The sequence below is a fragment of the Chryseobacterium camelliae genome (genome assembly GCF_002770595.1).
Lineage (GTDB): Bacteria > Bacteroidota > Bacteroidia > Flavobacteriales > Weeksellaceae > Chryseobacterium > Chryseobacterium camelliae.
On the sequence record NZ_CP022986.1, the window covers coordinates 372,997 to 397,166 of the forward strand.

General features: G+C 42.0%; 23 protein-coding genes. 16 read left to right on the forward strand and 7 right to left on the reverse strand.

From position 1 onward, the window contains the following. Window positions 1–71: 71 nt before the first annotated feature. Window positions 72–503, reverse strand: a complete 432-nt coding sequence (locus tag CGB83_RS01630; protein ID WP_100074207.1) for a transposase — start codon at window positions 501–503, stop codon at window positions 72–74. A gap of 878 nt (window positions 504–1,381) precedes the next feature. Here CGB83_RS01630 and CGB83_RS01635 point away from each other — a divergent pair. The 15 genes from CGB83_RS01635 to hisIE all read left to right on the forward strand — a co-directional run bounded on the left by CGB83_RS01635 (window position 1,382) and on the right by hisIE (window position 15,733). Beyond that, on the forward strand, window positions 1,382–1,753 hold the full coding sequence (locus tag CGB83_RS01635) for a hypothetical protein (RefSeq protein ID WP_100074208.1): 372 nt from the start codon (window positions 1,382–1,384) through the stop codon (window positions 1,751–1,753). A 208-nt stretch (window positions 1,754–1,961) separates the two neighbouring features. Further along, window positions 1,962–2,534 (forward strand): C40 family peptidase, encoded by a 573-nt coding sequence (locus CGB83_RS01640; protein ID WP_100074209.1) that lies wholly within the window; start codon window positions 1,962–1,964, stop codon window positions 2,532–2,534. Between the two features lie 106 nt (window positions 2,535–2,640). After that, the gene (locus CGB83_RS01645; protein WP_100074210.1) at window positions 2,641–3,453 is read left to right on the forward strand and encodes a 2,3,4,5-tetrahydropyridine-2,6-dicarboxylate N-succinyltransferase; all 813 of its coding nucleotides are present in this window, start codon (window positions 2,641–2,643) and stop codon (window positions 3,451–3,453) included. Window positions 3,454–3,477: 24 nt separating this feature from the next. Then, window positions 3,478–4,650 carry a glycosyltransferase family 87 protein gene (locus tag CGB83_RS01650; RefSeq protein ID WP_100074211.1) on the forward strand — a complete coding sequence of 391 codons (1,173 nt, stop codon included), beginning with the start codon at window positions 3,478–3,480 and terminating at the stop codon, window positions 4,648–4,650. A gap of 1 nt (window position 4,651) precedes the next feature. After that, complete coding sequence (locus tag CGB83_RS01655) at window positions 4,652–5,584, forward strand: glycosyltransferase family 2 protein (protein WP_100074212.1); 933 nt, start codon at window positions 4,652–4,654, stop codon at window positions 5,582–5,584. 1 nt (window position 5,585) lies between these two features. After that, on the forward strand, window positions 5,586–6,362 hold the full coding sequence (locus tag CGB83_RS01660) for a polysaccharide deacetylase family protein (protein ID WP_100074213.1): 777 nt from the start codon (window positions 5,586–5,588) through the stop codon (window positions 6,360–6,362). Next, window positions 6,359–7,456: a glycosyltransferase family 4 protein gene (locus CGB83_RS01665; protein WP_100074214.1), complete on the forward strand. Its 1,098-nt coding sequence runs from the start codon at window positions 6,359–6,361 to the stop codon at window positions 7,454–7,456. The genes CGB83_RS01660 and CGB83_RS01665 overlap by 4 nt, the downstream gene beginning before the upstream one ends. Before the next feature lie 258 nt (window positions 7,457–7,714). Beyond that, window positions 7,715–8,572, forward strand: coding sequence for an ATP phosphoribosyltransferase (hisG, locus tag CGB83_RS01670; protein ID WP_100077450.1), 858 nt, complete (start codon window positions 7,715–7,717; stop codon window positions 8,570–8,572). Beyond that, window positions 8,572–9,849, forward strand: a complete 1,278-nt coding sequence (gene hisD, locus CGB83_RS01675) for a histidinol dehydrogenase (protein WP_100074215.1) — start codon at window positions 8,572–8,574, stop codon at window positions 9,847–9,849. Before hisG ends, hisD begins: the two co-directional genes overlap by 1 nt. A 2-nt stretch (window positions 9,850–9,851) precedes the next feature. Then, on the forward strand, window positions 9,852–10,883 hold the full coding sequence (gene hisC, locus CGB83_RS01680; RefSeq protein WP_100074216.1) for a histidinol-phosphate transaminase: 1,032 nt from the start codon (window positions 9,852–9,854) through the stop codon (window positions 10,881–10,883). Beyond that, entirely contained in the window at window positions 10,880–11,971 is a 1,092-nt protein-coding gene (hisB, locus tag CGB83_RS01685; protein WP_100074217.1) for a bifunctional histidinol-phosphatase/imidazoleglycerol-phosphate dehydratase HisB, read from the forward strand. Before hisC ends, hisB begins: the two co-directional genes overlap by 4 nt. Before the next feature lie 5 nt (window positions 11,972–11,976). Then, the gene (gene hisH / locus CGB83_RS01690) at window positions 11,977–12,564 is read left to right on the forward strand and encodes an imidazole glycerol phosphate synthase subunit HisH (protein WP_100074218.1); all 588 of its coding nucleotides are present in this window, start codon (window positions 11,977–11,979) and stop codon (window positions 12,562–12,564) included. Further along, on the forward strand, window positions 12,561–13,295 hold the full coding sequence (hisA, locus tag CGB83_RS01695; RefSeq protein WP_100074219.1) for a 1-(5-phosphoribosyl)-5-[(5-phosphoribosylamino)methylideneamino]imidazole-4-carboxamide isomerase: 735 nt from the start codon (window positions 12,561–12,563) through the stop codon (window positions 13,293–13,295). The genes hisH and hisA overlap by 4 nt, the downstream gene beginning before the upstream one ends. A gap of 1,098 nt (window positions 13,296–14,393) precedes the next feature. Then, entirely contained in the window at window positions 14,394–15,146 is a 753-nt protein-coding gene (gene hisF, locus CGB83_RS01705; RefSeq protein WP_100074221.1) for an imidazole glycerol phosphate synthase subunit HisF, read from the forward strand. Further along, the gene (hisIE, locus tag CGB83_RS01710; RefSeq protein ID WP_100074222.1) at window positions 15,143–15,733 is read left to right on the forward strand and encodes a bifunctional phosphoribosyl-AMP cyclohydrolase/phosphoribosyl-ATP diphosphatase HisIE; all 591 of its coding nucleotides are present in this window, start codon (window positions 15,143–15,145) and stop codon (window positions 15,731–15,733) included. Before hisF ends, hisIE begins: the two co-directional genes overlap by 4 nt. A 69-nt stretch (window positions 15,734–15,802) precedes the next feature. Here the strand turns inward: hisIE and CGB83_RS01715 are convergent, their stop codons facing one another. From CGB83_RS01715 to thrS, 5 genes are all read right to left on the reverse strand, one after another. Continuing rightward, window positions 15,803–16,981 carry a M28 family peptidase gene (locus CGB83_RS01715; protein WP_100074223.1) on the reverse strand — a complete coding sequence of 393 codons (1,179 nt, stop codon included), beginning with the start codon at window positions 16,979–16,981 and terminating at the stop codon, window positions 15,803–15,805. 115 nt (window positions 16,982–17,096) lie between these two features. Continuing rightward, the gene (gene rplT / locus CGB83_RS01720) at window positions 17,097–17,441 is read right to left on the reverse strand and encodes a 50S ribosomal protein L20 (protein ID WP_100074224.1); all 345 of its coding nucleotides are present in this window, start codon (window positions 17,439–17,441) and stop codon (window positions 17,097–17,099) included. A gap of 118 nt (window positions 17,442–17,559) precedes the next feature. Beyond that, on the reverse strand, window positions 17,560–17,757 hold the full coding sequence (rpmI, locus tag CGB83_RS01725; protein ID WP_034676300.1) for a 50S ribosomal protein L35: 198 nt from the start codon (window positions 17,755–17,757) through the stop codon (window positions 17,560–17,562). Window positions 17,758–18,673: 916 nt separating this feature from the next. Further along, entirely contained in the window at window positions 18,674–19,174 is a 501-nt protein-coding gene (gene infC, locus CGB83_RS01735; protein WP_157761265.1) for a translation initiation factor IF-3, read from the reverse strand. Between the two features lie 205 nt (window positions 19,175–19,379). Then, window positions 19,380–21,305, reverse strand: coding sequence for a threonine--tRNA ligase (gene thrS / locus CGB83_RS01740; RefSeq protein WP_100074227.1), 1,926 nt, complete (start codon window positions 21,303–21,305; stop codon window positions 19,380–19,382). A 200-nt stretch (window positions 21,306–21,505) separates the two neighbouring features. Between thrS and CGB83_RS01745 the strand changes: the two genes are divergently transcribed. Further along, window positions 21,506–22,483: a dipeptidase gene (locus CGB83_RS01745; RefSeq protein ID WP_100074228.1), complete on the forward strand. Its 978-nt coding sequence runs from the start codon at window positions 21,506–21,508 to the stop codon at window positions 22,481–22,483. On the opposite strand, the gene CGB83_RS01750 is transcribed toward CGB83_RS01745, so the two are convergent. Beyond that, window positions 22,480–24,030 carry a hypothetical protein gene (locus CGB83_RS01750; RefSeq protein ID WP_100074229.1) on the reverse strand — a complete coding sequence of 517 codons (1,551 nt, stop codon included), beginning with the start codon at window positions 24,028–24,030 and terminating at the stop codon, window positions 22,480–22,482. The two genes, CGB83_RS01745 and CGB83_RS01750, sit on opposite strands and share 4 nt — an antisense overlap. Window positions 24,031–24,170: the final 140 nt, after the last annotated feature.

Sequence of the window (24,170 nt, forward strand, 5' to 3'; positions counted from 1 at the left end):
CTTTCTCAGGATATTTCATAGTGATCATATCCATGTATATTCTTTTATAGTCTGGCTTTGCATTCATTGCATCAGTTCTTTTTATGGTGTTTACTGATCCATTTATAAATGGTGGTGCGGGGAATTCTGTACTGTAGTATGATTTCAGGTATGGTTTTCTCACCGGTTGTGATGAGTTCCAGGATGAAATCAACAATTTCCTTGGTATAGATATTCTTTCTGAAGACCGGAAGGCTGGAAAGTTTGTTGAGGGCAGACTTGTTTTCATCTGAGGCCGGAGGTGCATAAAGGATCATATGCTGGGTATACAGCCGGAAAAAATCATATTCCAGAAGTTTGCTCCAGCGCAGGAGAAGCTCGGTATCCAGCGATGGTGTCTTATACATTTGAGAGATCTGATCTTCCTCACAGCAGAGGAATTTGCAAATACGGGATATTTCTATTTCTTTTTCAGCAACTTTTTTTTCAATCAGGTTTCCGATATGGATGTTCTTAAAATTCATGGGATAAGATATAGTGTATACTGTTTAAAATCTGTATTAAAAAGTGGGTATACATTCGAAAAAACAAGTAGGTTGACCAGTAAAAGATTTTGATGCAGCAGCGAATAATGATACTCCGGATTTATTTTTAAAAGGATTATGCTGCTATTTTCCACAACAGTCTTACTGCACAGGCCGATTGCACATGCATGAATAAAAATATTTTGCGAATTGAGAATATAGGAGAAAAGAAAGAACAGGAAATCAATCCATGATTTACACTTCGATCTTAAAATAACACCTGAATTACTACCAATATCTATCACACCTTTAACGTCAACTAAAAATAACCGTATCCTGATGGACCGGACTATTTTCAACAAAGCTAGGCGAATGAATGACTATTTGTGAGCGGCAATTGCCTTTCTGCATCATTGGCTTTATATTGTACTGGTTTGGTCATTATTCCGGAGAAACCATGACTGATTAATCTTTAATTATAATATACATAACGTCTTTTATGGATGATATTTTTTCATTGCTTTTTTATTATGGACTGATATCAATAACTTTGATTGCCAATGTCATTGATCATTCCAAAAAAGATCCTGTTTAAAATCAAATTGTAAAAAGATTATTTGATTTCTCTACGATTATAGCCTTGTACATTAAAAAAAATAGGAATCTGAAAAAGAATGCAAGTTTTAAGATAAAATTTCTCAAATTAAAAAATATCCCTATATTTACGCCGTTTAAGGCAATTTGTGAATGATTGATGAGGCTTTAAGGTCGGCTTTGTCATCATGATACGGATTGGAGATTAAAAAATATAATGTCAACAAACTCATTATGGGCGTAATGCAAGCAGAACCGCTCATGAATATAAAATGTAACCCTCTATGAAGAAACTGTTTTTACTTTTTTTAACTGCTTTTACCCTGTTCAGCTGCAGCTCGGATGATGATACGATTTATGACTTCATAGGAACCTGGTCTGGAAGCTATGCCGGAAATGACAAAGGAACCTGGAATATTGTTGTGGCTACCGACGGAAAAGTGACCGGAACTATGCATTCTGACCAGAATAATGAAAATTATAACATTTCAGGGCATCTTACAGAGTCCGGTGAGTTGAGCGCTTCAGTAGGATTACCTTCAGACGGCGAATTCAGAGGGAATTTGGGAAGAGATAAAAAGGCAAGCGGTACCTGGAGGAATTCAGTGCCCAACCCGGATAGGGCTGGTGACTGGACCGGAGAAAAGAATAAATAATTACTGTATACAGCAAGGCTTCATGATCATGAGGCCTTTTTTATGCAGAATGGTCTTCAGACTTAACACGTCTTTATTTTGGCCAATGCTGAGTTTTATCAAAAAATCCGGTAATGGAGGATTCCTGTTATTCGATTCCGGTACCACAATTCAAATTTAAAATTTTATATTTGTACTGACCGTTTCCGTAATAAATACGAGATCACCTATGGAATTGAGATGGAGCAACAGAAAATTGGCCATACAGCACCTAAGCATTCTGATGATTGCATCTGTACTGGCTGTTTCATGCGGGAGTTCTAAAAATATGCCCGTAAAAAGAAAAAAAGTAACGGTAAACGTACCGAGGTCGGAAGAACTGAGGGCTTTAAATTCGGATTTCAGCGGTACCATTCCCAAGTCCGTTGCCGAACTGCTGAAAGATGCGGAAAAGTACCTTGGTGCTCCCTATAAATTCGGAGGCGATACGTCCTCAGGATTCGACTGCTCCGGACTCGCCCTTAAAGTTTTTGAAGAAAATGATTACAAGCTTCCAAGAAGGTCGGCAGACCAGGCAGAAACCGGAAAGCAAATCGATATCCGTGATGTAAAGCCCGGAGATCTGCTGTTTTTTGCTACCGCCGGAGGAAGCAGGGTTTCCCATGTAGGCATCGTCCATGATATCGGAAGAGACGGGGAAATAAAATTCATTCATTCTTCCACCAGCAAAGGGGTTATTATCTCTTCTTTAAACGAAAAATATTGGAATAAGGCCTATCTGCATGCCCAGAGGGTTCTGTAGTGTGCGGATGGGAACATGATCTTTCAGGATACCGCAGCAGTGAAAATATTTTGCTGAACTTTTTTGTATCTTTGGGCGCATAATTTTTTTAATATAAACTAGAAACATGTCGTTACAACAAACAATTGAAAATATCTGGGACAACAGGGACCTATTACAGAATGAAGACAGCCAGAAAGCCATCAGGGAAGTTATTGCTCTGGTTGACAAAGGAGAACTTCGTACGGCTGAACCTACAGGGAACGGATGGCAGGTGAATGAGTGGGTGAAAAAAGCAGTCGTCATGTATTTCCCGATCCAGAAGATGGAAACGATAGAGGTAGGCCCTTTTGAATTCCATGACAAAATGCCTCTGAAGAGGAACTATGCAGAAAAGGGAGTAAGAGTTGTGCCGCATGCAGTAGCCAGGGAAGGTGCATACATTGCCCCGGGAGTAATCATGATGCCTTCTTATGTAAATATCGGTGCTTATGTAGATTCCGGAACGATGGTAGATACCTGGGCAACCGTAGGAAGCTGTGCACAGATCGGCAAAAACGTTCACCTGAGCGGTGGCGTTGGAATCGGTGGTGTCCTTGAACCTTTACAGGCTGCTCCGGTAATTATTGAAGATGACTGTTTCATTGGTTCAAGATGTATTGTGGTAGAGGGGGTACATGTAGAAAAAGAAGCGGTTTTGGGAGCGAATGTGGTTCTTACCGCATCTACGAAAATCATCGATGTAACCGGTGATGAACCAGTTGAAATCAAGGGAAGGGTTCCGGCCCGTTCCGTAGTGATCCCGGGAAGCTATACCAAACAGTATCCTGCCGGAGAATACCAGGTGCCTTGCGCGCTGATCATCGGACAAAGAAAAGAGTCTACGGATAAAAAGACTTCTCTGAATGACGCTTTGAGAGAGAATAATGTAGCGGTTTAATTCAACCCACTAATATCCACGATCTTGAAAGAGAAATTGTTAAAAATAATCCTAAACCCTAAATATATATTTGGGGTTTATCTTATTATATCGGTGGTTACCGCTATTTCCAAATATTTCAGGGGAGATTATGCCATCAATAACTACCTGATATTTAAGAATGTTTTTCTGAACACTCTGCAACAGAAAAACCTGTTCATCCACTATCCGGACCTGTACTTTGACCTGAACCATTACGGTGTTTTTTTCAGCCTGCTGATTGCACCGTTTGCAGTGATGCCGGACTGGTTGGGAATCTCTCTCTGGAACCTGGCCAATACGTTTATCTTTGTCTATGCCATCCACAGGCTGCCGCTTTCCGATCCGAAAAAAGCTCTGTTTGCCTTGTTTTGCCTCCAGGAATACATTACGGCGGCATTAAGCCTGCAGTTCAATATAGCGCTTACCGGCCTGCTCATGCTTTCCGCAATCTTGATCTATGAAAGAAAAGAGGTACAGTCGGTTACAGCAATCCTGGTCGGCGTATTCGTTAAAATTTACGGGATTGTGGGGCTGTCACAGTTCTTCTTCATTAAAAATAAAATCAGGTTTATCGTAGCCGGGCTGGTGATTGCCGTGTTGTTTTTTGTGTTGCCGATGGTATACTCAAGCCCGCAGTTTGTCATTCAGAGCTATGCAGACTGGTTTCAGTCCATCATTGAAAAAAACAATGAAAACCAGGTTTTAGGCAATATGCAGGATATTTCTCTGATGGGCTTTTTCAGGAGGATCTTGGGGGATGCTTCTATTTCCAATCTGGTATTCCTGGCTTTTGGGCTGCCGCTTTTCGCTGCTCCGTACATACGGATCAGCCAGTACAAGCACTATGCATTCCAGCTGATGATTCTGGCTTCAACACTGTTGTTCCTGGTCCTTTTCAGCTCAAGTTCCGAGTCTCCGACGTATATCATCGCCGTAACGGGCGTAATGATCTGGTTTTTCCTTCAGAAGAAACGGAGCCCATGGATTATAGCCCTGCTTGTTTTTGTGATTATTTTCACCTGTTTTTCCACCTCAGACCTGTTTCCGAAAAATATCAGGCTGAATTATATCAAAAAATATTCTTTAAAAGCTGTACCTTGCATTATCGTTTGGCTGAGGGTTATGTATGAGCTCCTCACCAAAGATTTTGAAAAAAACTACAGTCTGAACACATAATATGAAGAAAATTTCCATCGTTATTCCTGCCTACAACGAAGAGGGAAATGTTGCCATGATCCACCGGAAAATACAGGATGTATTTTCGGGGCTCAGGAATTATGATTTTGAAATCATATTCGTTAACGACGGCAGCCGGGATAATACACAGGAACAGTTGGAAGAACTTTCACAGCAGCATCATTCTGAGGTGAAGTTCATAGAATTTTCAAGGAATTTCGGGCATCAGCCGGCGGTAAAAGCAGGGATGGACCATGCTCACGGAAACGCTGTCATTTCTATGGACGGTGACCTTCAGCATCCGCCGGAACTCATTCCGGAAATGATCAGGAAATGGGAAGAAGGTTATGATGTAGTCTATACCATAAGGACGTATCCTAAACAGATTTCTTATTTCAAGAGAAAGACCTCCGATTTCTTCTATAAAATCCTGTCCGGATTATCTGATGTTGACCTGACCAAAGGCGGCGGTTCTGACTTCAGGCTACTGGATGCCAACGCGGTAGAAGTGATGAGGAGCTTCAATGAAGACGATTTGTTTTTAAGAGGGCTCACCAGCTGGATGGGCTTTAAACAGACCGGAATTGAATTTACTGCTAATGAACGGCTTTCCGGACAGAGCAGTTACAACCTTAAAAAAATGATCACCTTTGCCTTTACAGGGATTACGGCCTTCAGTGTCAAACCTTTGTATATTGCAGCCTATCTTGGGTTTCTTTTTTCCGGGATCTCCGTGATCGGATACGTGCTGTATGTCATCTATTCCTTTGTTGCCAGGACAGAAATTTCCGGTTGGGCCTCATTGATTATGACCATCGTTTTCTTTGGCGGATTACAGCTGATTATTTTGGGGATTATCGGAATCTATTTGGGAAAAATATTCAAACAGGTAAAAGACCGCCCGAATTACATCATCAAAAACAAAAATTTTTAACATGGTTTTATTGAGTTTTGACATCGAAGAATTTGATATGCCATTGGAATATCAGGGTGAAATTCCCTTCGGAAAACAGATTTCCGTTTCTCAGACCGGCCTTGAAAGGATTTTAGACCTCCTTAAAAAACACCAGGTAAAAGCTACGTTCTTTTCAACCGTGGTTTTCGCAGAACACAGCAGGCCGCTTATTGAACGATTGCTGAAGGAAGGGCACGAACTGGCCTCTCATACCTGGTTCCATTCCGAATTTGAGGAAAAGCATCTGAAAGAGTCTAAAGATAGGCTGGAAGAACTGTTTTCTACACGGGTAACCGGTTTAAGGATGCCCCGGATGATGCCGGTGAGCAAAAATGCAGTGGAAGAAGCGGGCTATTCCTACAATTCATCCATAAATCCTACATTCCTGCCGGGAAGGTATAATAATTTAAACGTTTCAAGAACCTATTTCAAAGAAGGAAATGTTACCCAGGTTCCCGCTTCGGTTTCCCCGAATTTCAGGATTCCGCTTTTCTGGCTGAGTTTCCATAATTTCCCGTTATCATTTTATAAAAAGCTGGCTGCAGATACCCTTAAAAAGGATCGTTATCTCAATGTCTATTTCCATCCGTGGGAATTTGCTGAAATCAAAGACAAAGCGTATAAACTGCCGGGATTTACGGTTAAACATTCAGGCAGGGAAATGGTAGAACGATTTGAGGAATTTATCATATGGCTTAAACAGAAGAGCCATGCCTTCGGGACTTTTCAGGAATTTCAAAAACAGATCGGATCATGAAGATAGCATACGATGCCAAGAGGTTCTTTCATAACAGTTCAGGGCTGGGAAATTATTCCCGCGACCTGGTCCGTATACTGGCCCGGTATTTCCCTGAAAACGAATACCTGCTCCTCAATAAAAACAAATCTGAAAGAGGTAAAGACATCCTTCATCAGCCTAATGTCCGGTTCGTTGAAACTTCAAAAGGAAGCTTATCAAGACAGCTTAAAATGGGGAAGGATGCCCAGGACCAGCATGCGGATATCTTCCATGGACTGTCCGGTGAGCTGCCGTTACAGTGGAACAGCAGGCCCATCAAAAAAGTAGTGACCATCCATGACCTGATCTTCCTGCGTTATCCCCAGTATTACTCGTTTTTCGACCGTAAGATCCATTTATGGAAGTTTAAGAAAGCAGCGAATGCGGCAGACAGGATCATTGCGATTTCCGAGCAGACGAAACAGGATATCATTCAGTTTTTAAAAGTTCCTGAACATAAAATCGACGTGGTGTACCAGGGCTGCCATCAGGCATTCAAGGAGCAGCAGTCCGGTGAATTCATCCAATCCGTTAGAAGCAAATACAGCCTTCCTGAAAGGTTCATCCTGAATGTGGGCACTATTGAAGAGCGCAAAAACCTGCTCAGCATTATTAAAAGCATCAAAGATTCGTCAATCCCGCTGGTCGTGGTTGGCAGGAAGACAAAATATGCCGCAAAAGCAGAAGCTTTTATCCGCAAAAACAAAATGGAGCAGCAGGTCTGTTTCCTGGAAGGCGTATCAATGGATGAACTGGCAGTCCTGTATAAGCTTGCGGATATTTTCGTATATCCCAGCTTTTTCGAAGGCTTCGGGATTCCTGTGATAGAAGCGCTGTTCTCAAAAACCGTGGTAGTTACCAGCAGTACCAGCTGCCTTCCCGAGGCAGGCGGTCCGGATTCTGTCTACATTGATCCCGGAAATGAACTGGATCTCAAAGCGAAAATCACTTTTTTATGGAACAGCGAGGCTGAGCGTGAACGCCGTGCTGATAAGGGTTTTGAGTTCGTCCAGAAATTCAATGACCGGCCGATTGCCGGACAGCTCATGAGCCTGTATCAGAAAATACTGTAAAAAAAATTTGCAGGTCTAAAAAATAATGCATTACCTTTGCAGTACAAATTTCAACAATGAAACCGAATTTTTTAACAGTACATCATTATCATCATCATCTCTGCTAAGACGGAATTGATTGATCGATACTACATGTTAAAAATCAAAATAATTAAGAACCGTCTGAGTAAATAGACGGTTTTTTTGTTTCTGACGATCCCGGGAATTTTCCTTTACAATTCAACCAGTTTTTATTTACTCAGGCCCAAAACCATCAAAATGAGTATATTAAAAATTGCCATTCAGAAAAGCGGCCGCCTGTACGAGGACTCGCTCCAGCTTCTCCGGGACTGCGGCATTGATACCAATAACGGAAAAGACCAGCTGAAGGTTTCCGTAAACAATTTCCCGATGGAAATCATGTACCTGCGCAACTCGGATATTCCGCAATACCTGGAAGACGGTGTGGTGGATGTGGCTATTGTAGGCGAAAACCTGTTGGCCGAGAAGCAGAGAAACAACAGCGTTGTCCAGAAACTGGGATTTTCAAAATGCCGCGTGTCATTAGCCGTTCCTAAAGAGGTGGACACTGATGAACTGGGCTATTTCCAGGGAAAGAAAATTGCAACCTCTTATCCCAATACCTTAAAAAGATTTCTGGATGAACAGGGAATTACCGCTGATATCCACGTCATTTCCGGATCCGTGGAGATTGCCCCGAATATCGGACTGGCAGACGGGATCTGTGATATCGTCAGCTCAGGAAGCACCCTTTTTAAAAACGGATTAAGGGAAACTCTTACACTGTTACAGTCTGAAGCCGTCCTGGCGAAAAATACCCGTCTGGACAATGAAAAAGAAGTGATCCTTGAAAAATTCCTTTTCAGGATCAGAGCTGTTCTGAAAGCAAAAAATTCAAAATATATCCTGATGAATGTACCGGATGGTAAAATCGCAGAAATTTCCTCTGTGCTTCCGGTCCTGAAAAGCCCAACGGTAATTCCCCTGGCTGAAAAGGGCTGGAGCAGCATCCATTCTGTTATTGATGAAGACCGGTTCTGGGATGTTATTGACGAACTCAAAGAAAATGGAGCCCAGGATATTTTAATCATTCCAATCGATAAAATGGTGATCTAATGAAAACATACCGATACCCGGAAAAATCAGCATGGAAAACCATGACCCGACGTCCCGTTATCCAAAGGGAAGAACTCTCGGATCTTGTTCAGGATATCTTTGAGCAGGTACAGCGCGACGGTGATCAGGCTCTAGTTGAATTCAGCCGGAAATTTGACCGTGCCAGCCTTGAAACCGTGGCTGTTTCAGAAGCTGAAATCAAAGCCGCTGAAAAGACAGTAAGTAAGGAATTGAAAGCCGCTATTATACAGGCTAAAGACAATATTACACGCTTCCATGCAGCACAGCAAAATAGGATTGAAAAAATTGAAACTACTGCAGGAGTCGTATGCTGGAGGGAAAGCCGGGCGATTGAAAAAGTAGGCATCTATATTCCCGGCGGCACGGCACCCCTTTTCTCTACGGTTTTAATGCTGGCCATTCCGGCACAGCTTGCCGGATGCAGTAAGATTATCCTTTGTACACCGCCTGATCAGGATGGAAATATCAATCCTGCCATCCTGTATGCCGCTCAGCTTTGCGGAGTCAGCCAGGTTTTTAAAGCAGGCGGAGCTCAGGCTGTTGCTGCGATGACTTTCGGAACAGAAAGCATTCCTTCGGTAAACAAGATCTTCGGGCCCGGTAACCAATACGTAGTCGCAGCCAAAGAATACGCCCAGCGTTTCGGTGTTGCTATGGATATGCCGGCAGGTCCCAGCGAAGTGCTCGTGATAGCTGATGAAAGCGCCATTCCTGAATTCTGTGCGGCTGACCTTCTTTCCCAGGCGGAACACGGCAGCGACAGTCAGGTCGTATTCATCACCACGGATGAGCAAATCTTTAACAGAACAATAGAAGAAACGGAAAAGCAGCTGAAAGCACTTCCCAGAAATGAACTCGCGGCACAAGCCTTGGCAAACAGCCACTTTATTATACTGAACAGCATTGAAGAAGCCCTGGAATTCAGCAACCTGTATGCTCCCGAACACCTTATTCTGGCTATAAATAATTTTGAATATTATATATCTAAGATTGAGAATGCCGGTTCGGTATTCCTCGGGAATTACTCCTGCGAAAGTGCCGGAGATTATGCCAGCGGAACCAATCATACACTTCCAACCAATGGGTTTGCCAGTAATTACAGCGGCGTTTCGCTCGACAGTTTCGTGAAAAAAATCACTTTTCAGCACCTTACGGAAGAAGGACTGAACAACCTGGGACCAACCATAGAGCTGATGGCAGAAGCCGAAGAGCTGATGGCCCACAAAAATGCCGTAACCATCCGTTTAAAATCATGACAATGACAACATTTACCATCAACAATTTAGTGCGGGAAAATATCCTCCAGCTTCAGCCTTACATAAGCTACAGAGATCAGAAATCCCCTGAAAACGCAGTTTTGCTGGATGCCAATGAAAGCCCGTTCGGTACCTGTAACCGCTACCCGGATTCTACCCAGAGCAAGCTTAAGAACAAACTGGCTGAATACAAAAATATAGCTCAGCAATGTATTGCCGTTGGGAACGGCAGTGACGAACTGATCGACCTGATCATCAAAATTTTCTGTGAGCCTAAAAAAGATGCGATTCTGGTGATGAATCCTTCTTTTGCCATGTACGGGTTTTATGCTGCCATCAATGAAAACGAAGTCATCAGGCTGAACCTTGATCGTAACTTTGAAATACGAAAAGAAGATTTCATTGCAGCAACAGAAAAGACTGTTTCAAAAGTATTTTTTATCTGTTCGCCTAACAATCCTACAGGAAACAGTGTGGATGACCTGGAATTTTTCATCCGGAACTATAACGGTATTGTCGTGGTGGACGAAGCATACATCGAATTTTCCGAAAGAAAATCTGCTTTGCGGCTCCTGGGAAAATATCCTAACCTGATCGTGCTGCAGACGTTTTCAAAAGCCTGGGGAATGGCCGGAGCCAGGGTAGGCGTTGCCTATGCTTCCGAAGAAATTATTACCCTCATCAATACCGTCAAGGCTCCGTATAATGTTAACAGCATCAGCCAGGAACTGATCATCACCATGCTTGAGGATGAAAGCCTTTTTAATAAAAATCTGAGAAGTATCCTTGATGAAAAAGAATGGTTGAAAAGGGAATTAATGAATTTGGAATGCATTGATACCGTATATCCTACCGATGCCAATTTTTTCCTGATCCGATTCAATAATGCGGAAACCATCTACCGGGCATTGCTTACTGAAAATATTTTCACCAGCAAAAGGGCACCGCAGATCCCGCAATGCATACGCATCAATGTCGGCAGCAGGGAAGAAAACCAAAAGCTTATCAATGTTTTAAAAAATGTGAAGTCATGAAGAACGTATTATTGATAGACCGTGACGGTACGCTGATCAGGGAGCCTGAAGACTTTCAGATCGATACGCTGGAAAAGCTGGAGTTTTATCCGGGAGTATTCCAGAACCTGTCCAGGATTGTCCGTGAACTCGACTACGAACTCGTGATGGTGACCAATCAGGACGGCTTGGGCACTGCAAGTTTTCCGCTGGAAGATTTTACCGGCCCCCAAGAAAAGATGCTTACTGCGTTCGGGAATGAGGGGATCGTTTTCCAGGATATCCTCATCGACAGGAGTTTTGAACATGAAAACCTGCCGACCCGAAAGCCTGGTGTGGGAATGCTCAGCCGATATATTTACGGTGATTACGACCTCGAAAATTCTTTTGTCATCGGAGATCGGGTTACAGATATTAAGCTGGCAGGGAATTTAGGCGCAAAGGCTATCTTTATTGGTACTACGGAGAATCAGGATGCTGTCTTAAGCACCGAAAGCTGGGAAGATATTTACCGGTTCCTGAAACAAATTCCTAGGAAGGCGAAGGTATTCCGGAAAACCAATGAAACAGAAATTGAAATAGAAATTAATCTCGATGGGAAAGGAACATCCGATATCTCTACCGGGCTGCATTTCTTTGACCATATGCTGGAACAGATCTCCAGGCACGGAAACCTTGATCTGACAGTTAAAGTCAATGGAGACCTGCATGTTGATGAGCACCATACCATCGAAGATACCGGCATTGTTTTAGGAGAAGCCATCCTGAAAGCGCTGGGTAAGAAAAAAGGGATTGAGCGGTACGGATTCTTATTACCGATGGATGACTGCCTGGCCCAGGTTGCCTTAGACTTCGGGGGACGTCCGTGGCTGGTATGGGACGCGGTATTCAAAAGGGAAAAAATAGGCGATGTACCGTCAGAAATGTTCTTTCACTTTTTTAAATCCTTAACCGATTCTGCCAGATGCAACCTGAATATCAAAGCGGAAGGCGACAATGAACACCATAAGATAGAATCCGTTTTCAAAGCTTTTGCCAAAGCCCTGAAAATGGCCGTTCAGCAAACTGATGCCAATTTTAATATTCCTTCAACCAAAGGAAGCTTATAGAACCTATGATTGCGATTATAAAATACAACGGAGGGAATGTGAACTCCGTACAGAATGCGCTCAACCGCCTCAATGCCCATTCCGTAGTTACCGATGATTTTGAAACCATCCGTCATGCCGATAAGGTTATTTTTCCCGGGGTAGGCGAAGCTTCGTCCACGATGATGCTCTTACGAGAGAAGGGACTCGATCAATTTATTCCTACTTTACAGCAGCCTGTTTTAGGCATATGCCTCGGCATGCAGCTGATGTGCGGAAATAATGAAGAAGGTAATACTCAAGGAATGGGAATTTTCGACCTTGAAGTTAAAAGATTCCCTCCTGATGACCTGGTTCCGCATATGGGATGGAACACCTTCCAAAGGAGTAGTGGCTCGCCGCTTTTTACAGGGCTTGAAGAGAAAAACGACTGCTATTTTGTACACAGTTATTATTGTGAGCTATCGGAATATACCACATCGGTCTGCGATTATATCCTGCCATTCAGCGCATCACTGCAGAAAGATAATTTCTTTGCAGTACAGTTCCATCCGGAGAAATCCGGATCAGCCGGCAATGAAATCCTGAAGAACTTTTTAAACGGATCAGTATGAAAATTATTCCTGCCATCGATATTATCGATGGAAAATGCGTAAGGCTGTCAAAAGGCGACTACGATACCAAGAAAATCTATAATGAAAATCCGGTAGAAATCGCAAAGGCTTTTGAAGACCACGGCATCTGCTACCTGCACCTCGTAGACCTTGACGGAGCAAAGTCCAGGCACATCGTTAATCAGGATGTGCTTGAAAGAATTGCTGCTGAAACAAATCTCAAGATCGACTTTGGCGGCGGCCTGAAAACGCTTGAAGACATTGAAATTGCTTTCAGCGCCGGGGCCAGCCAGGTTACCATCGGCAGTATTGCCGTTCAGGATCCTGAATTCTGTTTTAAACTGATCGGACAGTTCGGCCCGGAAAAGATTATTCTCGGTGCCGATTGTGACCGCCGTAAAATAAAAACTTCGGGCTGGATGGAGGAAAGCCAGCTGGATGTTATTGATTTTATCCTTCAATATCAGGAAAAGGGCATCACCCATGTGATCTGTACGGATATTGCCAAAGACGGAATGCTGGAAGGCCCTTCTGCCTTGTTGTATGAGGAAATTTTAAACCGTACATCTGTGCAACTGACGGCAAGCGGTGGTATTTCATGCATGAAAGATGTATATGCAATGAAGGAAATCGGCTGTTCGGGAACCATTATAGGGAAAGCCATTTATGAAGGTAAAATAAGCCTGGATGAACTGCGGGACTTTATCGAATTTGAAGGAACTTATATTTAACCACAACAGTCACAAAAGCTTTTTAACACATAAGAGTCATGAAGAGAACAGCTTTGAAAACAGAAGAACACATGAGTTTTTAAAACCTGCGGTTTTATGTGCATGTAAAATCTCCAGAGCTTGTGGAAATACCAGCTTCAAAATTCCCCTCCCTTGGAGGGGTGGCAAAATTCAGAGAATTTTTGACGGGGTGGTTTTAATAACGATTAAACATATAAACCACAATAGTCACAAAAGTTTTTTAACACATAAGAATCATGAAGAGAACAGCTTTGAAAACAGAAGAACACATGAGTTTTTAAAAATCTACGATTTTTTTTTAAATGCTTTAAAAGTATCAGCGTGATCTGGCGATCTGCGAGAGAATACAACCACAATAGTCACAAAAGTTTTTTAACACATAAGAGTCATGAAGAGAACAGCTTTGAAAACAGAAGAACACATGAGTTTTAAAAATCTACGATTTTTTTTTAAATGCTTTAAAAGTATCAGCGCGATCTGGCGATCTGCGAGAGAATACAACCACAATAGTCACAAAAGTTTTTTAACACATAAGAACCATGAAGAGAACAGCTTTGAAAACAGAAGAACACATTAGTTTTTAAAAACCTGCGGTTTTATGTGCATGTAAAATCTCCAGAGCTTGTGGAAATACCAGCTTCAAAATTCCCCTCCCTTGGAGGGGTGGCAAAATTCAGAGAATTTTTGACGGGGTGGTTTTAATAACGATTAAAAATATAAACCACAATAGTCACAAAAGTTTTTAACACATAAGAGTCATGAAGAGAACAGCTTTAAAAACAGAAGAGCACATGAGTTTTAAAAATCTACGATTTTTTTTAAGATGCTTGAAAAAGATCTGCGTGATCTGCCGATCTGCGAGAGAATACAACTACAGCAGCCACAAAAGTTTTTAACAAATAAGAATTTTTAAGATGATAGCTTTGAAAATAAGAAGAACACATAAGTTATAAAAACCTGCGGTTTTTATGGTGTATATAAATCTGTATGGCCTTAGTAATCTGTTAGATAATAAGACTGAAAACCAAAGGTTTAATGCGTCTAAAACTGATAAAAGCTTAAACAACACATTAAAAAATGCTAAAGAAAAGAATCATACCCTGCCTGGATATCAAAGACGGAACCACCGTGAAGGGAATCAATTTTGAAGGGCTCCGGAATGCCGGTGACCCTGTAGCGCTGGCAAAAAAATACGAGCAGGACGGTGCAGATGAACTGGTTTTTCTGGATATTACCGCTACTGTGGAAGAACGGAAGACATTTGCCGGACTGGTCCATACCATTGCTGCAGAACTCAGCATTCCTTTTACGGTAGGCGGAGGAATTTCTTCTCCCGAAGATGTCAGGCTGCTACTGGAAGCGGGAGCGGATAAAATCAGCATCAATTCATCAGCTGTACGGAATCCGGATCTGATTTCCGTACTGGCCAAAGAATTTGGCAGCCAGTGCATCGTGGTAGCCGTAGACACCCGATGGGTCAACGGTGCCGATTGGGTACACATCAAAGGCGGAAGGGAGATCACTCAGCTGAACACACTCGATTGGGTACGTCAGGCTGAAGAAGCGGGCGCCGGGGAAATCCTGCTGACTTCCATGGATGGCGACGGGACTAAAAACGGGTTTGACATCAGGATTACAGAACAGGTAGCCGGACAGATCGGTATTCCGGTCATTGCTTCCGGAGGGGCCGGAAATGCACAGGATTTTGAACAGGTGTTTCTTGAAACGAAAGCTACCGGAGCTCTGGCCGCCAGTATATTCCACTTTGGAGAAATCGGGATCCAGGATCTGAAAAAAGAATTACAATCAAAAAATATAGCTGTACGATGAAGATTAATTTTAATAAAAGTAATGACGGACTGGTGCCGGTGATTATCCAGGATGACAGGACCCTCCAGGTGCTGATGTTAGGGTACATGAATGCCGAAGCGTTTGAAAAAACGTCGCAGGAGAAGACCGTGACATTTTTCAGCCGTTCGAAAAACCGGCTCTGGACAAAAGGAGAGGAGTCCGGAAATTTCCTTGCCGTAAAAAGCATTGCGTCCGACTGCGACAACGATACGATCCTGATCCGGGCAGTCCCGAAGAATACGGTTTGCCATACCGGAAGTTTCAGCTGCTTCGGAGATAAGCACCCCAAAGGTTTCCTGTATGAACTGGAAGCAACCATCAGCCGGCGCATTGATGAAAAGGCAGAAAACTCTTATACCTATGCTTTATTTCAGAAAGGCATTAATAAAATGGCCCAGAAAGTAGGCGAGGAGGCTGTAGAACTCGTGATTGAAGCGAAGGATAATCAGGATGAACTGTTCAAAAATGAAGCAGCGGATCTTTTATACCATTATCTGATCCTGCTTAAAGCTAAAGGAATGTCCATGCAGGACATCGAAAAAGTACTGATGGACAGGTCAGAATAAATGCTTAGAATATATATAGATGAAAAGTCCGGAAATGATCCGGACTTTTTCTTATAGTCTCAATGATGATTACCTTCCTACCAGGATCTTTCTTACGACGATCTGGTCATTGGCTTTCAGCGTTCCGAGATAAGCTCCGTTGCTTAGCTCCGAGATATTGATTTTCTTTTCATTTTCCGTTTTCAGCAGCAGCTTGCCGGAAAGGTCTGTCAGTTCAAAACTGAAATTTTTTACTGCCGGATCCGCAAGGTCTATATAGAGCATATCTTTCGCCGGGTTAGGATAAATTTTTACGGAAGATTCCAGCGTCTTCTGTGCACCTGCTTCCTTAACCGCCAGCGTGGAAGTGGCTACGGCAAAATGCTGAAGCGCACCTACGGCAGCTTTGCCTGCATTGTAAACGTATACCGGATCCACATTGGCAAACGTATCATTCACCGTATGTTCATTAAAGCTCCTGACATTTTCGTAGAAACCTGTAATCACATCACCGTTCTGCTCGAAAGGCATGTAATCTGATGAGTAAGCATTGGACATAACGGTCTGCAAAGGCGAATATAAGGTGGTGCAGGTAGCCAGTTGCTGGGTAATGGCACTGGAAGCCGCATTATTGCCGGTCTGGCCACTCTGGTCGCTCTCGCATTTGATTGCCGTATTGTTATTTCCTATTTTACCGCCTACCTGGTCTATATTGAATACCAGCTTAATGTTGAGCTGCCTTACGCCGTTCTGGAAGACAACATTATTGGCATAATGGCTGCTTCCAAGTAATCCCTGCTCTTCCCCTGAAAAATGGATGAACTTTACGGAGTATTCTGTTGGGACATCCTTTAGTATCCGTGCCGCTTCCAGGATGATGGAAGTGCCGCTTCCATTGTCGCTCACTCCCGGACCGGTAATGGTATCATAATGGCCGCAGATGATCACATAGACATTAGGGTAAACGGTTCCGGTTTTGGTAATGATCAGGTTTTTAGCAGTGCTGTTACCATACGTGAATGTATCTTCCTGCATCTGGCTTATGGAATATCCATACGACTGGTATTTTGCTTTCAGCCAGTTCAGGGCATTCGTGTTATTGGCGGATCCGGTGGTCTTGACACCGAGATTCCCGAACTCCTGCAGGTTCCCGGTAATATTGGTCTGTGAAACCTGGTTGGCCCTATTCTGGTATGCCTGGATAAAAGTCTGTGCTGTGAAACTGTATGCCGCAGCAACAGTCAGAAGGAATGCGCTTAATTTTTTCACCTTTTCACTTAATTTAGTGTTTCTTTACAAGAGAATTAACGATATGTCCGCAAATGTAACAATAAAAAAATCCCGGGCAAAACCCGGGACTATATTGATAACAAAAAATTCTACATTATTTTACTTGATCTACAACAGCTTTGAAAGCTTCAGGGTGATTCATCGCTAAATCAGCTAAAACTTTTCTGTTCAATTCGATGTTGTTCTTCTTAAGAGTCCCCATAAACTGAGAATAAGACATTCCGTGCTCTCTGGCTCCTGCATTGATACGGGTGATCCAAAGGGCTCTGAAATTTCTCTTTTTCTCTTTTCTACCACGGTAAGCATATTGCATTGCTTTTTCTACCGCGTTTTTAGCTACCGTCCAAACGTTCTTTCTTCTTCCGAAATAACCTTTAGCGTGCTTAAAAATTTTCTTTCTGCGAGCTCTTGAAGCTACGGAGTTTACTGATCTTGGCATAATTTAAATTGTTTTTTTTGAAAAGGGCGACAATCTTTTTCATTGTGCTTAGCTGCTCCGTTTCAGGGTTAAATTTTTGAATTTGAATTCTTATAAACCGGATATAGATTTATAAAAACTACTTGATGGCTAATTGACGCTGAACGCTTTTTTCATCCACTTTAGCTACGTAAGAAGTAGTAGTAAGATTTCTCTTCTGCTTCGTTTCTTTCTTAGTCAAGATGTGGCTTTTATAAGCATTTTTTCTTTTGATCTTACCGGTTCCGGTAAGAGCAAAACGCTTTTTAGCACCTGATTTCGTTTTTAATTTTGGCATTGTTTTGCTTTTTTATTATTTTGTTATCAATATCTGTTTTGGCTCCTCATGATATATGAGGATAATAGGCTGCAAAATTACGGAAAATTATTGAAACTGAAAAGGATTTCCTGAATAGACTAGAGGATGATGCTGAATTCAGTAGTTGGCAACCTTACAAAAGATAAAAATTATTCTTACAGATAACTTTTCATTAATGTGATACCTATCTTACAGAGCCGGACCATCAACCTTGTCAGGGTTCCAAACCCTGATAAGGTTCACGAGTAAAATAAAACCCGGTAATAAGATTAATACAATACGTGAAAATAAAAGATTCTCACAGAACTTCTGTTATTCTTACTTTCAAACTATCCATCTTAAAGATTCTTACGTGTTAAAGCTTTTATGTTTTGTTCTCTCTCAGATCATTAGATTATGCAGATTTTTCACATTCCCAAAAATCGTAGATTTTTGAAACTTCTGTGTTCTTTTATTTTCAAAGCTATCATCTTCATGATTCTTATGTGTCAAAATCTTTTGTGGCTTTTATGGTTTTATCTTCATGATTCTTAAATGACAAAAGCTGTTGTGGTTGTATTCTCTCACAGATCATTAAGATCACGCAGATTTTTCATACTCCTAAAAACCGTAGGTTTTAAAAACTTCTGTGCTCTTTTCTTTTCAAAGCCATCATCTTAAAGATTCTTAAGTGTTAAAAAAAATTGTGACTGTTGTGGTTTTTATTCTTTCAAATCATTCAGATTTTGCAGATTTTTTAAAACTTATGTGTTCTTCTTATTTTCAAGCTATCATCTTAAAGAATCCTACGTATAAAAATCTTTATGGGTTGAAGGTCATCATTCACCAAAAAACAAAAACCTCAAATTGCTTTGAGGTTATATGGATGTCAGATTTCGTAAAATCTGCCGATTGATTATTTAGCTGGTTTTTTAGGACTCATCATCATGATCATTCTTTTCCCTTCCAGTTTAGGAAGCTGGTCTACTTTTCCTACATGTTCAAGATCCTGAGCAAGTTTAAGGAGTAAGATTTCTCCCTGATCCTTGAAGATAATGGAACGTCCTTTAAAAAATACGTAGGTTTTCAGCTTGGAACCTTCTTCCAGGAACTTTTCGGCGTGCTTCTTCTTGAATTCGTAATCGTGCTCATCGGTCTGAGGTCCGAAACGGATCTCTTTAACCACCACTTTTACCTGCTTCGCCTTAAGCTCTTTCTGTTTCTTTTTTTGCTCATACAGGAATTTTTTATATTCCAGTACTCTTGCAATAAACGGTTCGGCTTTGTCGGAAATTACAACTAAGTCAAGATCCTGTTCTGCAGCGATCTGTCTTGCTTTATCAATAGGATAAATTCCCGGCTCTACGTTATCGCCCACCAAACGAAGCTCTCTCACACGAATTTTATCGTTGATCAAGTGTAAGTCCTCCTGTACAGGACGTCTTTGTGGGCCCCTGTTGTTAAATCTTTGTGCTATTGTATTATAATTTTATGGGTTAATATCTAATTAAGTTCAATTGAAAGGTTGAAGCATTTGAAAATTTAATGAGATAAAGATGCTTTCAATAAAAGCTCCAATCTTTTAATTCTTCAATCTCTCAATTTTTTTTGATCTTTCAATCTTAAAATTTTATCGCTGCCTCTTTTTTAAAGTAGGTAACGAAATCATCCATTTTCATGACCCCAAGATCTCCTTCACCACGTCTTCTAACAGAAATTGTGCCATCCTTTTCTTCATTTTCCCCGATGATAAGCATAAACGGTATTTTATTCAATTCGGCATCACGGATTTTTTTACCCGTCTTTTCATTTCTGTTGTCAATCTGGCCGCTAATATCGTGATTTTCCAAAAATTGTGAAACTTTTTTGGCATAATCTGCATATTTTTCGCTGATCGGAAGGATGATGTACTGTTCCGGGCTCAGCCAAAGAGGGAAGTCACCGGCCGTATTTTCCAGAAGGATCGCAATAAACCGTTCCATGGAACCGAAAGGTGCCCTATGGATCATGACCGGTCTGTGCTTCTCATTATCATTACCGATATAGTGAAGGTCAAATCGTTCAGGAAGATTGTAATCTACCTGGATGGTTCCCAGCTGCCATCTTCTTCCCAAAGCATCTTTCACCATGAAGTCAAGCTTCGGTCCGTAGAATGCTGCTTCACCGTATTCTACGACGGTCCTCAGTCCTTTGTTCTTGGCTGCTGTGATAATCGCGCTTTCCGCTTTCTCCCAGTTTTCATCGGAACCGATGTATTTTTGTTTATTGTCAGGATCCCTTAATGAAACCTGAGTCACGAAATCTTCAAAACCTAACGACTGGAATACATAAAGGACAAGGTCGATCACACTTTCAAACTCCTCCAGAAGCTGGTCTGGAGTACAGAAAAGGTGGGCATCATCCTGGGTAAACCCACGTACCCTGGTAAGGCCGTGAAGTTCACCGGACTGTTCGTACCTGTACACAGTCCCGAATTCCGCATACCTTTTCGGCAGGTCCCTGTAGCTCCATTGGGAAGTCTTGTAGATTTCACAGTGGTGCGGGCAGTTCATAGGCTTCAGCAGGAATTCTTCCCCTTCATTCGGGGTTTTTATCGGCTGGAAGCTGTCTTCACCATACTTATCCCAGTGTCCTGAAGTTACGTACAGTTCTTTGGCACCGATGTGCGGGGACATCACGAATTCATAGCCTCCTTTCTTCTGAGCATCGGTAAGGAAGTTTTCCAGCTTTCTTCTTAAAGCGGTTCCTTTAGGCAACCATAACGGAAGTCCGGCACCCACTTTTTCAGAGAAGGCAAAAATGCCAAGCTCTTTTCCAAGCTTTCTGTGGTCCCTTCTTTTCGCTTCCTCCAGTCTTTCAAGATATTCGGTAAGGTCTTTCTGTTTAGGGAAAGAAATTCCGTATACCCTGGTCAGCTGAGGGTTTTTCTCATTTCCTCTCCAATATGCTCCTGCTGCATTCAGGATCTTTACGGCTTTTACGATTCCGGTATTCGGGATATGCCCGCCGCGGCAGAGGTCGGTAAAGTTATCATGGGTAACGAAAGTGATTTCCCCGTCGTTAAGATTGGAGATCAGCTCCACCTTGTAAGGGTTATCAGCATACGTTTTCAGGGCTTCTTCTTTGGAAACCGGATATAATGAGAACGTTGAGCCTTTTTTTGCATTTTCAAGGACCTTCTTTTCAATCTTTTCAAAGTCTTTTTCAGACAATGACGCGTCGCCGAAATCCACATCATAGTAGAATCCGCTTTCGATGGCCGGTCCTATGGTCAGCTTAGCATCAGGATAAAATTCAAGGATGGCCTGCGCCAGAAGGTGGGCCGAAGAATGCCAGAATGCTTTCTTTCCGAGATCATCATTCCAGGTTAACAGCTGTACCGTAGAATCCGTGGTGATAGGGGTGGTTACCTCTACCTGTTTATCATTTACAACTGCGGAGATGGTATTTCTAGCCAATCCCTCGCTGATAGATTTTGCCACGTCCAGAGGAGTAACCCCCGGATCGAATTCTCTGACACTATTGTCTGGAAGTGTAATTTTTATCATTGTTTACTAAGAAATTTTAAAAAGCAAAAATACGGAATTTTTAGATAATATGCTATATAAGCGTATATTTGAATTGAGAATTAATAATGCCGGGCAGCAAGCATCAGGGAAGTATATCAAAACATCCTGTAGCGTTAGGGTTGTGTATGGCTGGATTTTTAGTTCTTATCCTTCCATCATTAAAACCAATTCATACGCGTATGGAAAGTACTTTTAACATCGATCTGCACTGTGACCTGCTTGCTTACCTGCTGAAAGCCAATACTTCAGCTGATGACGGACAACCGGGCTGCTCTCTGCCATATCTCAGGGAAGGCCACGTCAGGCTCCAGGTAATGGCCATTTACGCTTCCACCGCACCCGGAAGTATTGATAAAGGAATACGGCAGAGTGATTATTTTAAAGAATTCCTGAACAGCCCTGATTTCTTCCTGTTTGATGAACAGAGTAGCCACGCTCCTGAACATGCTGACCGCATTGGTGTCTTTGCCGCGATAGAAAATGCTTCTGTTTTCTGTGAGGAAGACATGCATCTTGACACGGGATTTAAAAACCTGGAAACAATCATTCAGAATACCCGGAAGATCTTCTACCTTGGAATCACACATCATACAGAAAACCGCTTCGGCGGAGGCAATTTTACAGATATCGGGCTCAAGGATGACGGAAAAATCCTGATTGACTATATCACAGGCCGCAAAATAGCCATCGATCTTGCCCATACCAGTGACCAACTTGCGTATGATATCCTGGATTATATAGACCGTAAAAATTATGATGTTCCTATACTGGCCAGCCATTCCAATTACAGGAGGGTCTATGAAAATCAGCGTAACCTTCCGGATGAGCTGGTTCAGGAGCTGATCAGAAGAAAAGGACTGATCGGACTTAATTTCATTAAGGATTATATAGACCACCATCACCCTGAGCGGCTGTACGAACATATACAGTACGCCCTGTCTCTGGGAGCGGAAAACTGTATCGCCTACGGAGGCGATTTCTTTTACGATAAAGATCACCCCGAGCAATCAAGAATCCCTTTTTTCTTTGATGAATTTAAGGATGCAACAGCGTATAACATGATTAACAGAAGGGTATCAGAAGATTTCTCTCCGGAAGTCATGCGAAAGATAAGCCATCAGAACGTCTTGGATTTTCTCAGCAGAAATGGCTTTTAATCTTTAAGGCGCCTTGTATACCTTACTTTCCTCTTGATGATTTCAATGACGTCCACGTGCTGGACCTTGGATTTTACCCATCCGTGGATGTCTATATAAAGTAAGGATCTTCTATAATACTGGTTTTCCGAAAATGATTCAAGCTTTTGATCGAATGCTTCAAATGCCTTCTGTTGTTTGCTTAAAACCAATCCGTTAAGATTTTTAAAGAAATCAATGCTTTCAAAGTGGAAGGCTTCCGGTTTTTTCATCTTCGTGGCAAACTTTGATGTTGCTTTAATGAACTCATCGTAATCTTCATCATTGCCTGATTCATGTTTGGACATCAGGATCAGGATCCTTGTATGGAACAGCAAATCCTCCTGAACGTTCTTTTTGGATTCTATAATCTTCATGGCATATTCTATAGCTTCCCCGTATTTTTTGCTCCCGAAAAACATAGCTGCCATCTTCAGATAAAGGATCATAAAATGGTGTTCATCGATCTTATCCCGGAACTTATTCATTTTAAGTTCGATCCCCGGGATCACTTTTGTTCCCTGGAAAAATTCGCCTTTGATAAAATGAATGTTCATCAGGGTATTGGAATGGGTCAGAAAAATAAGCGCCTGCAGGTTTTCATTCTGCAGGAAGTTCTGGGAATGTACTCTTTCATTAAAATTACTGAAATGTTCGTCCAGCGTCTCTACATTGCCGTACAGGAATAATATTTTCAGAAGATATGTATTTCCTTTGATATACCATACCGGATGGTTCAGGATCATATCAGGGTTCTTATGGAACAGATCTACCCACAGATAAGCATATTTAAGGGTATACTTATACTCCTGTAGCAATTGGTTTTTCCATACATGCGCTTTATAATACCAGAGCTTTTCCGTGAATTTCAGCTTATGAAAGTTGATTTTCTTAATCTGGGTACTGAATATCTCGAGGATCTTCAGGCGGTCTTCATCATTTTTTACATAGCCATGGCTCAACATTTCACTGTATAGCTTTAGCGAAAGGTTAGAAAGGTCAGTCGTATACTGGTTCTGTTTGCTGATGGCTTTCGACTGGCGGATCAGTTCATCTGCCCGGCCTTCAATACTCCGGGTGATGTATTGGGATTCGATGACTTTTTCAAGGTCGATAATCTCCATGGCAATACTTTTCTCATCCAGGTCCAGCGCTGTCTGTTTTGTTTTGTCCAGAATCTTCAGTGCCTGTTTATACAGTCCTTTCTGATACAGGATATTGGCAAAATCAAGCTGTTCCCGGAGCTGGATCCTGTTGTTCTGGAGGCTGGGGTTCATCCTGAGGCTGACCAGGATTTGCTTATACAGGTGGGCTTTCAGGTTGGAAAGCTGTTGTTTGGTAGAAATTTTCTTTGCCAGGATGCTGTTTTCATCATATTCCTTCATCCTGTCCATTTCAGAAAACAGCAAAAGAAATTTAGCATCCGTATTAATGCCGAGCCGGTTCACGAACAAGCGGAACTGCCGCTTTTCGGACGTTGTCATCGATTTAATCAGGACAAATAAAAAATCTTTGTGCAATTCTGCCATTGTAAATTTATGGTATTTATAATATTGATTTTTAGATGGTTAAAACTTTTATTTGATTTGTCGAGCATTGTAATTTTCAGGAAAAGCGAATGGTAGGACACAAATGCAAATCATAGTTTTGAATCAAAATTAGGTAAAAA

Coding starts and splice junctions, on each gene's coding strand:
- CGB83_RS01665 (WP_100074214.1), top strand. CDS start 6,359: ATGAAGATAGCATACGATGCCAAGAGGTTCTTTCATAACAGTTCAGGG.
- hisC (WP_100074216.1), top strand. CDS start 9,852: ATGACAACATTTACCATCAACAATTTAGTGCGGGAAAATATCCTCCAG.
- hisG (WP_100077450.1), top strand. CDS start 7,715: ATGAGTATATTAAAAATTGCCATTCAGAAAAGCGGCCGCCTGTACGAG.
- hisD (WP_100074215.1), top strand. CDS start 8,572: ATGAAAACATACCGATACCCGGAAAAATCAGCATGGAAAACCATGACC.
- hisIE (WP_100074222.1), top strand. CDS start 15,143: ATGAAGATTAATTTTAATAAAAGTAATGACGGACTGGTGCCGGTGATT.
- rplT (WP_100074224.1), bottom strand. CDS start 17,441: ATGCCAAGATCAGTAAACTCCGTAGCTTCAAGAGCTCGCAGAAAGAAA.
- hisA (WP_100074219.1), top strand. CDS start 12,561: ATGAAAATTATTCCTGCCATCGATATTATCGATGGAAAATGCGTAAGG.
- CGB83_RS01640 (WP_100074209.1), top strand. CDS start 1,962: ATGGAATTGAGATGGAGCAACAGAAAATTGGCCATACAGCACCTAAGC.
- CGB83_RS01630 (WP_100074207.1), bottom strand. CDS start 503: ATGAATTTTAAGAACATCCATATCGGAAACCTGATTGAAAAAAAAGTT.
- thrS (WP_100074227.1), bottom strand. CDS start 21,305: ATGATAAAAATTACACTTCCAGACAATAGTGTCAGAGAATTCGATCCG.
- CGB83_RS01660 (WP_100074213.1), top strand. CDS start 5,586: ATGGTTTTATTGAGTTTTGACATCGAAGAATTTGATATGCCATTGGAA.
- hisB (WP_100074217.1), top strand. CDS start 10,880: ATGAAGAACGTATTATTGATAGACCGTGACGGTACGCTGATCAGGGAG.
- CGB83_RS01655 (WP_100074212.1), top strand. CDS start 4,652: ATGAAGAAAATTTCCATCGTTATTCCTGCCTACAACGAAGAGGGAAAT.
- rpmI (WP_034676300.1), bottom strand. CDS start 17,757: ATGCCAAAATTAAAAACGAAATCAGGTGCTAAAAAGCGTTTTGCTCTT.
- hisH (WP_100074218.1), top strand. CDS start 11,977: ATGATTGCGATTATAAAATACAACGGAGGGAATGTGAACTCCGTACAG.
- CGB83_RS01750 (WP_100074229.1), bottom strand. CDS start 24,030: ATGGCAGAATTGCACAAAGATTTTTTATTTGTCCTGATTAAATCGATG.
- CGB83_RS01745 (WP_100074228.1), top strand. CDS start 21,506: ATGGAAAGTACTTTTAACATCGATCTGCACTGTGACCTGCTTGCTTAC.
- hisF (WP_100074221.1), top strand. CDS start 14,394: ATGCTAAAGAAAAGAATCATACCCTGCCTGGATATCAAAGACGGAACC.
- CGB83_RS01645 (WP_100074210.1), top strand. CDS start 2,641: ATGTCGTTACAACAAACAATTGAAAATATCTGGGACAACAGGGACCTA.
- CGB83_RS01635 (WP_100074208.1), top strand. CDS start 1,382: ATGAAGAAACTGTTTTTACTTTTTTTAACTGCTTTTACCCTGTTCAGC.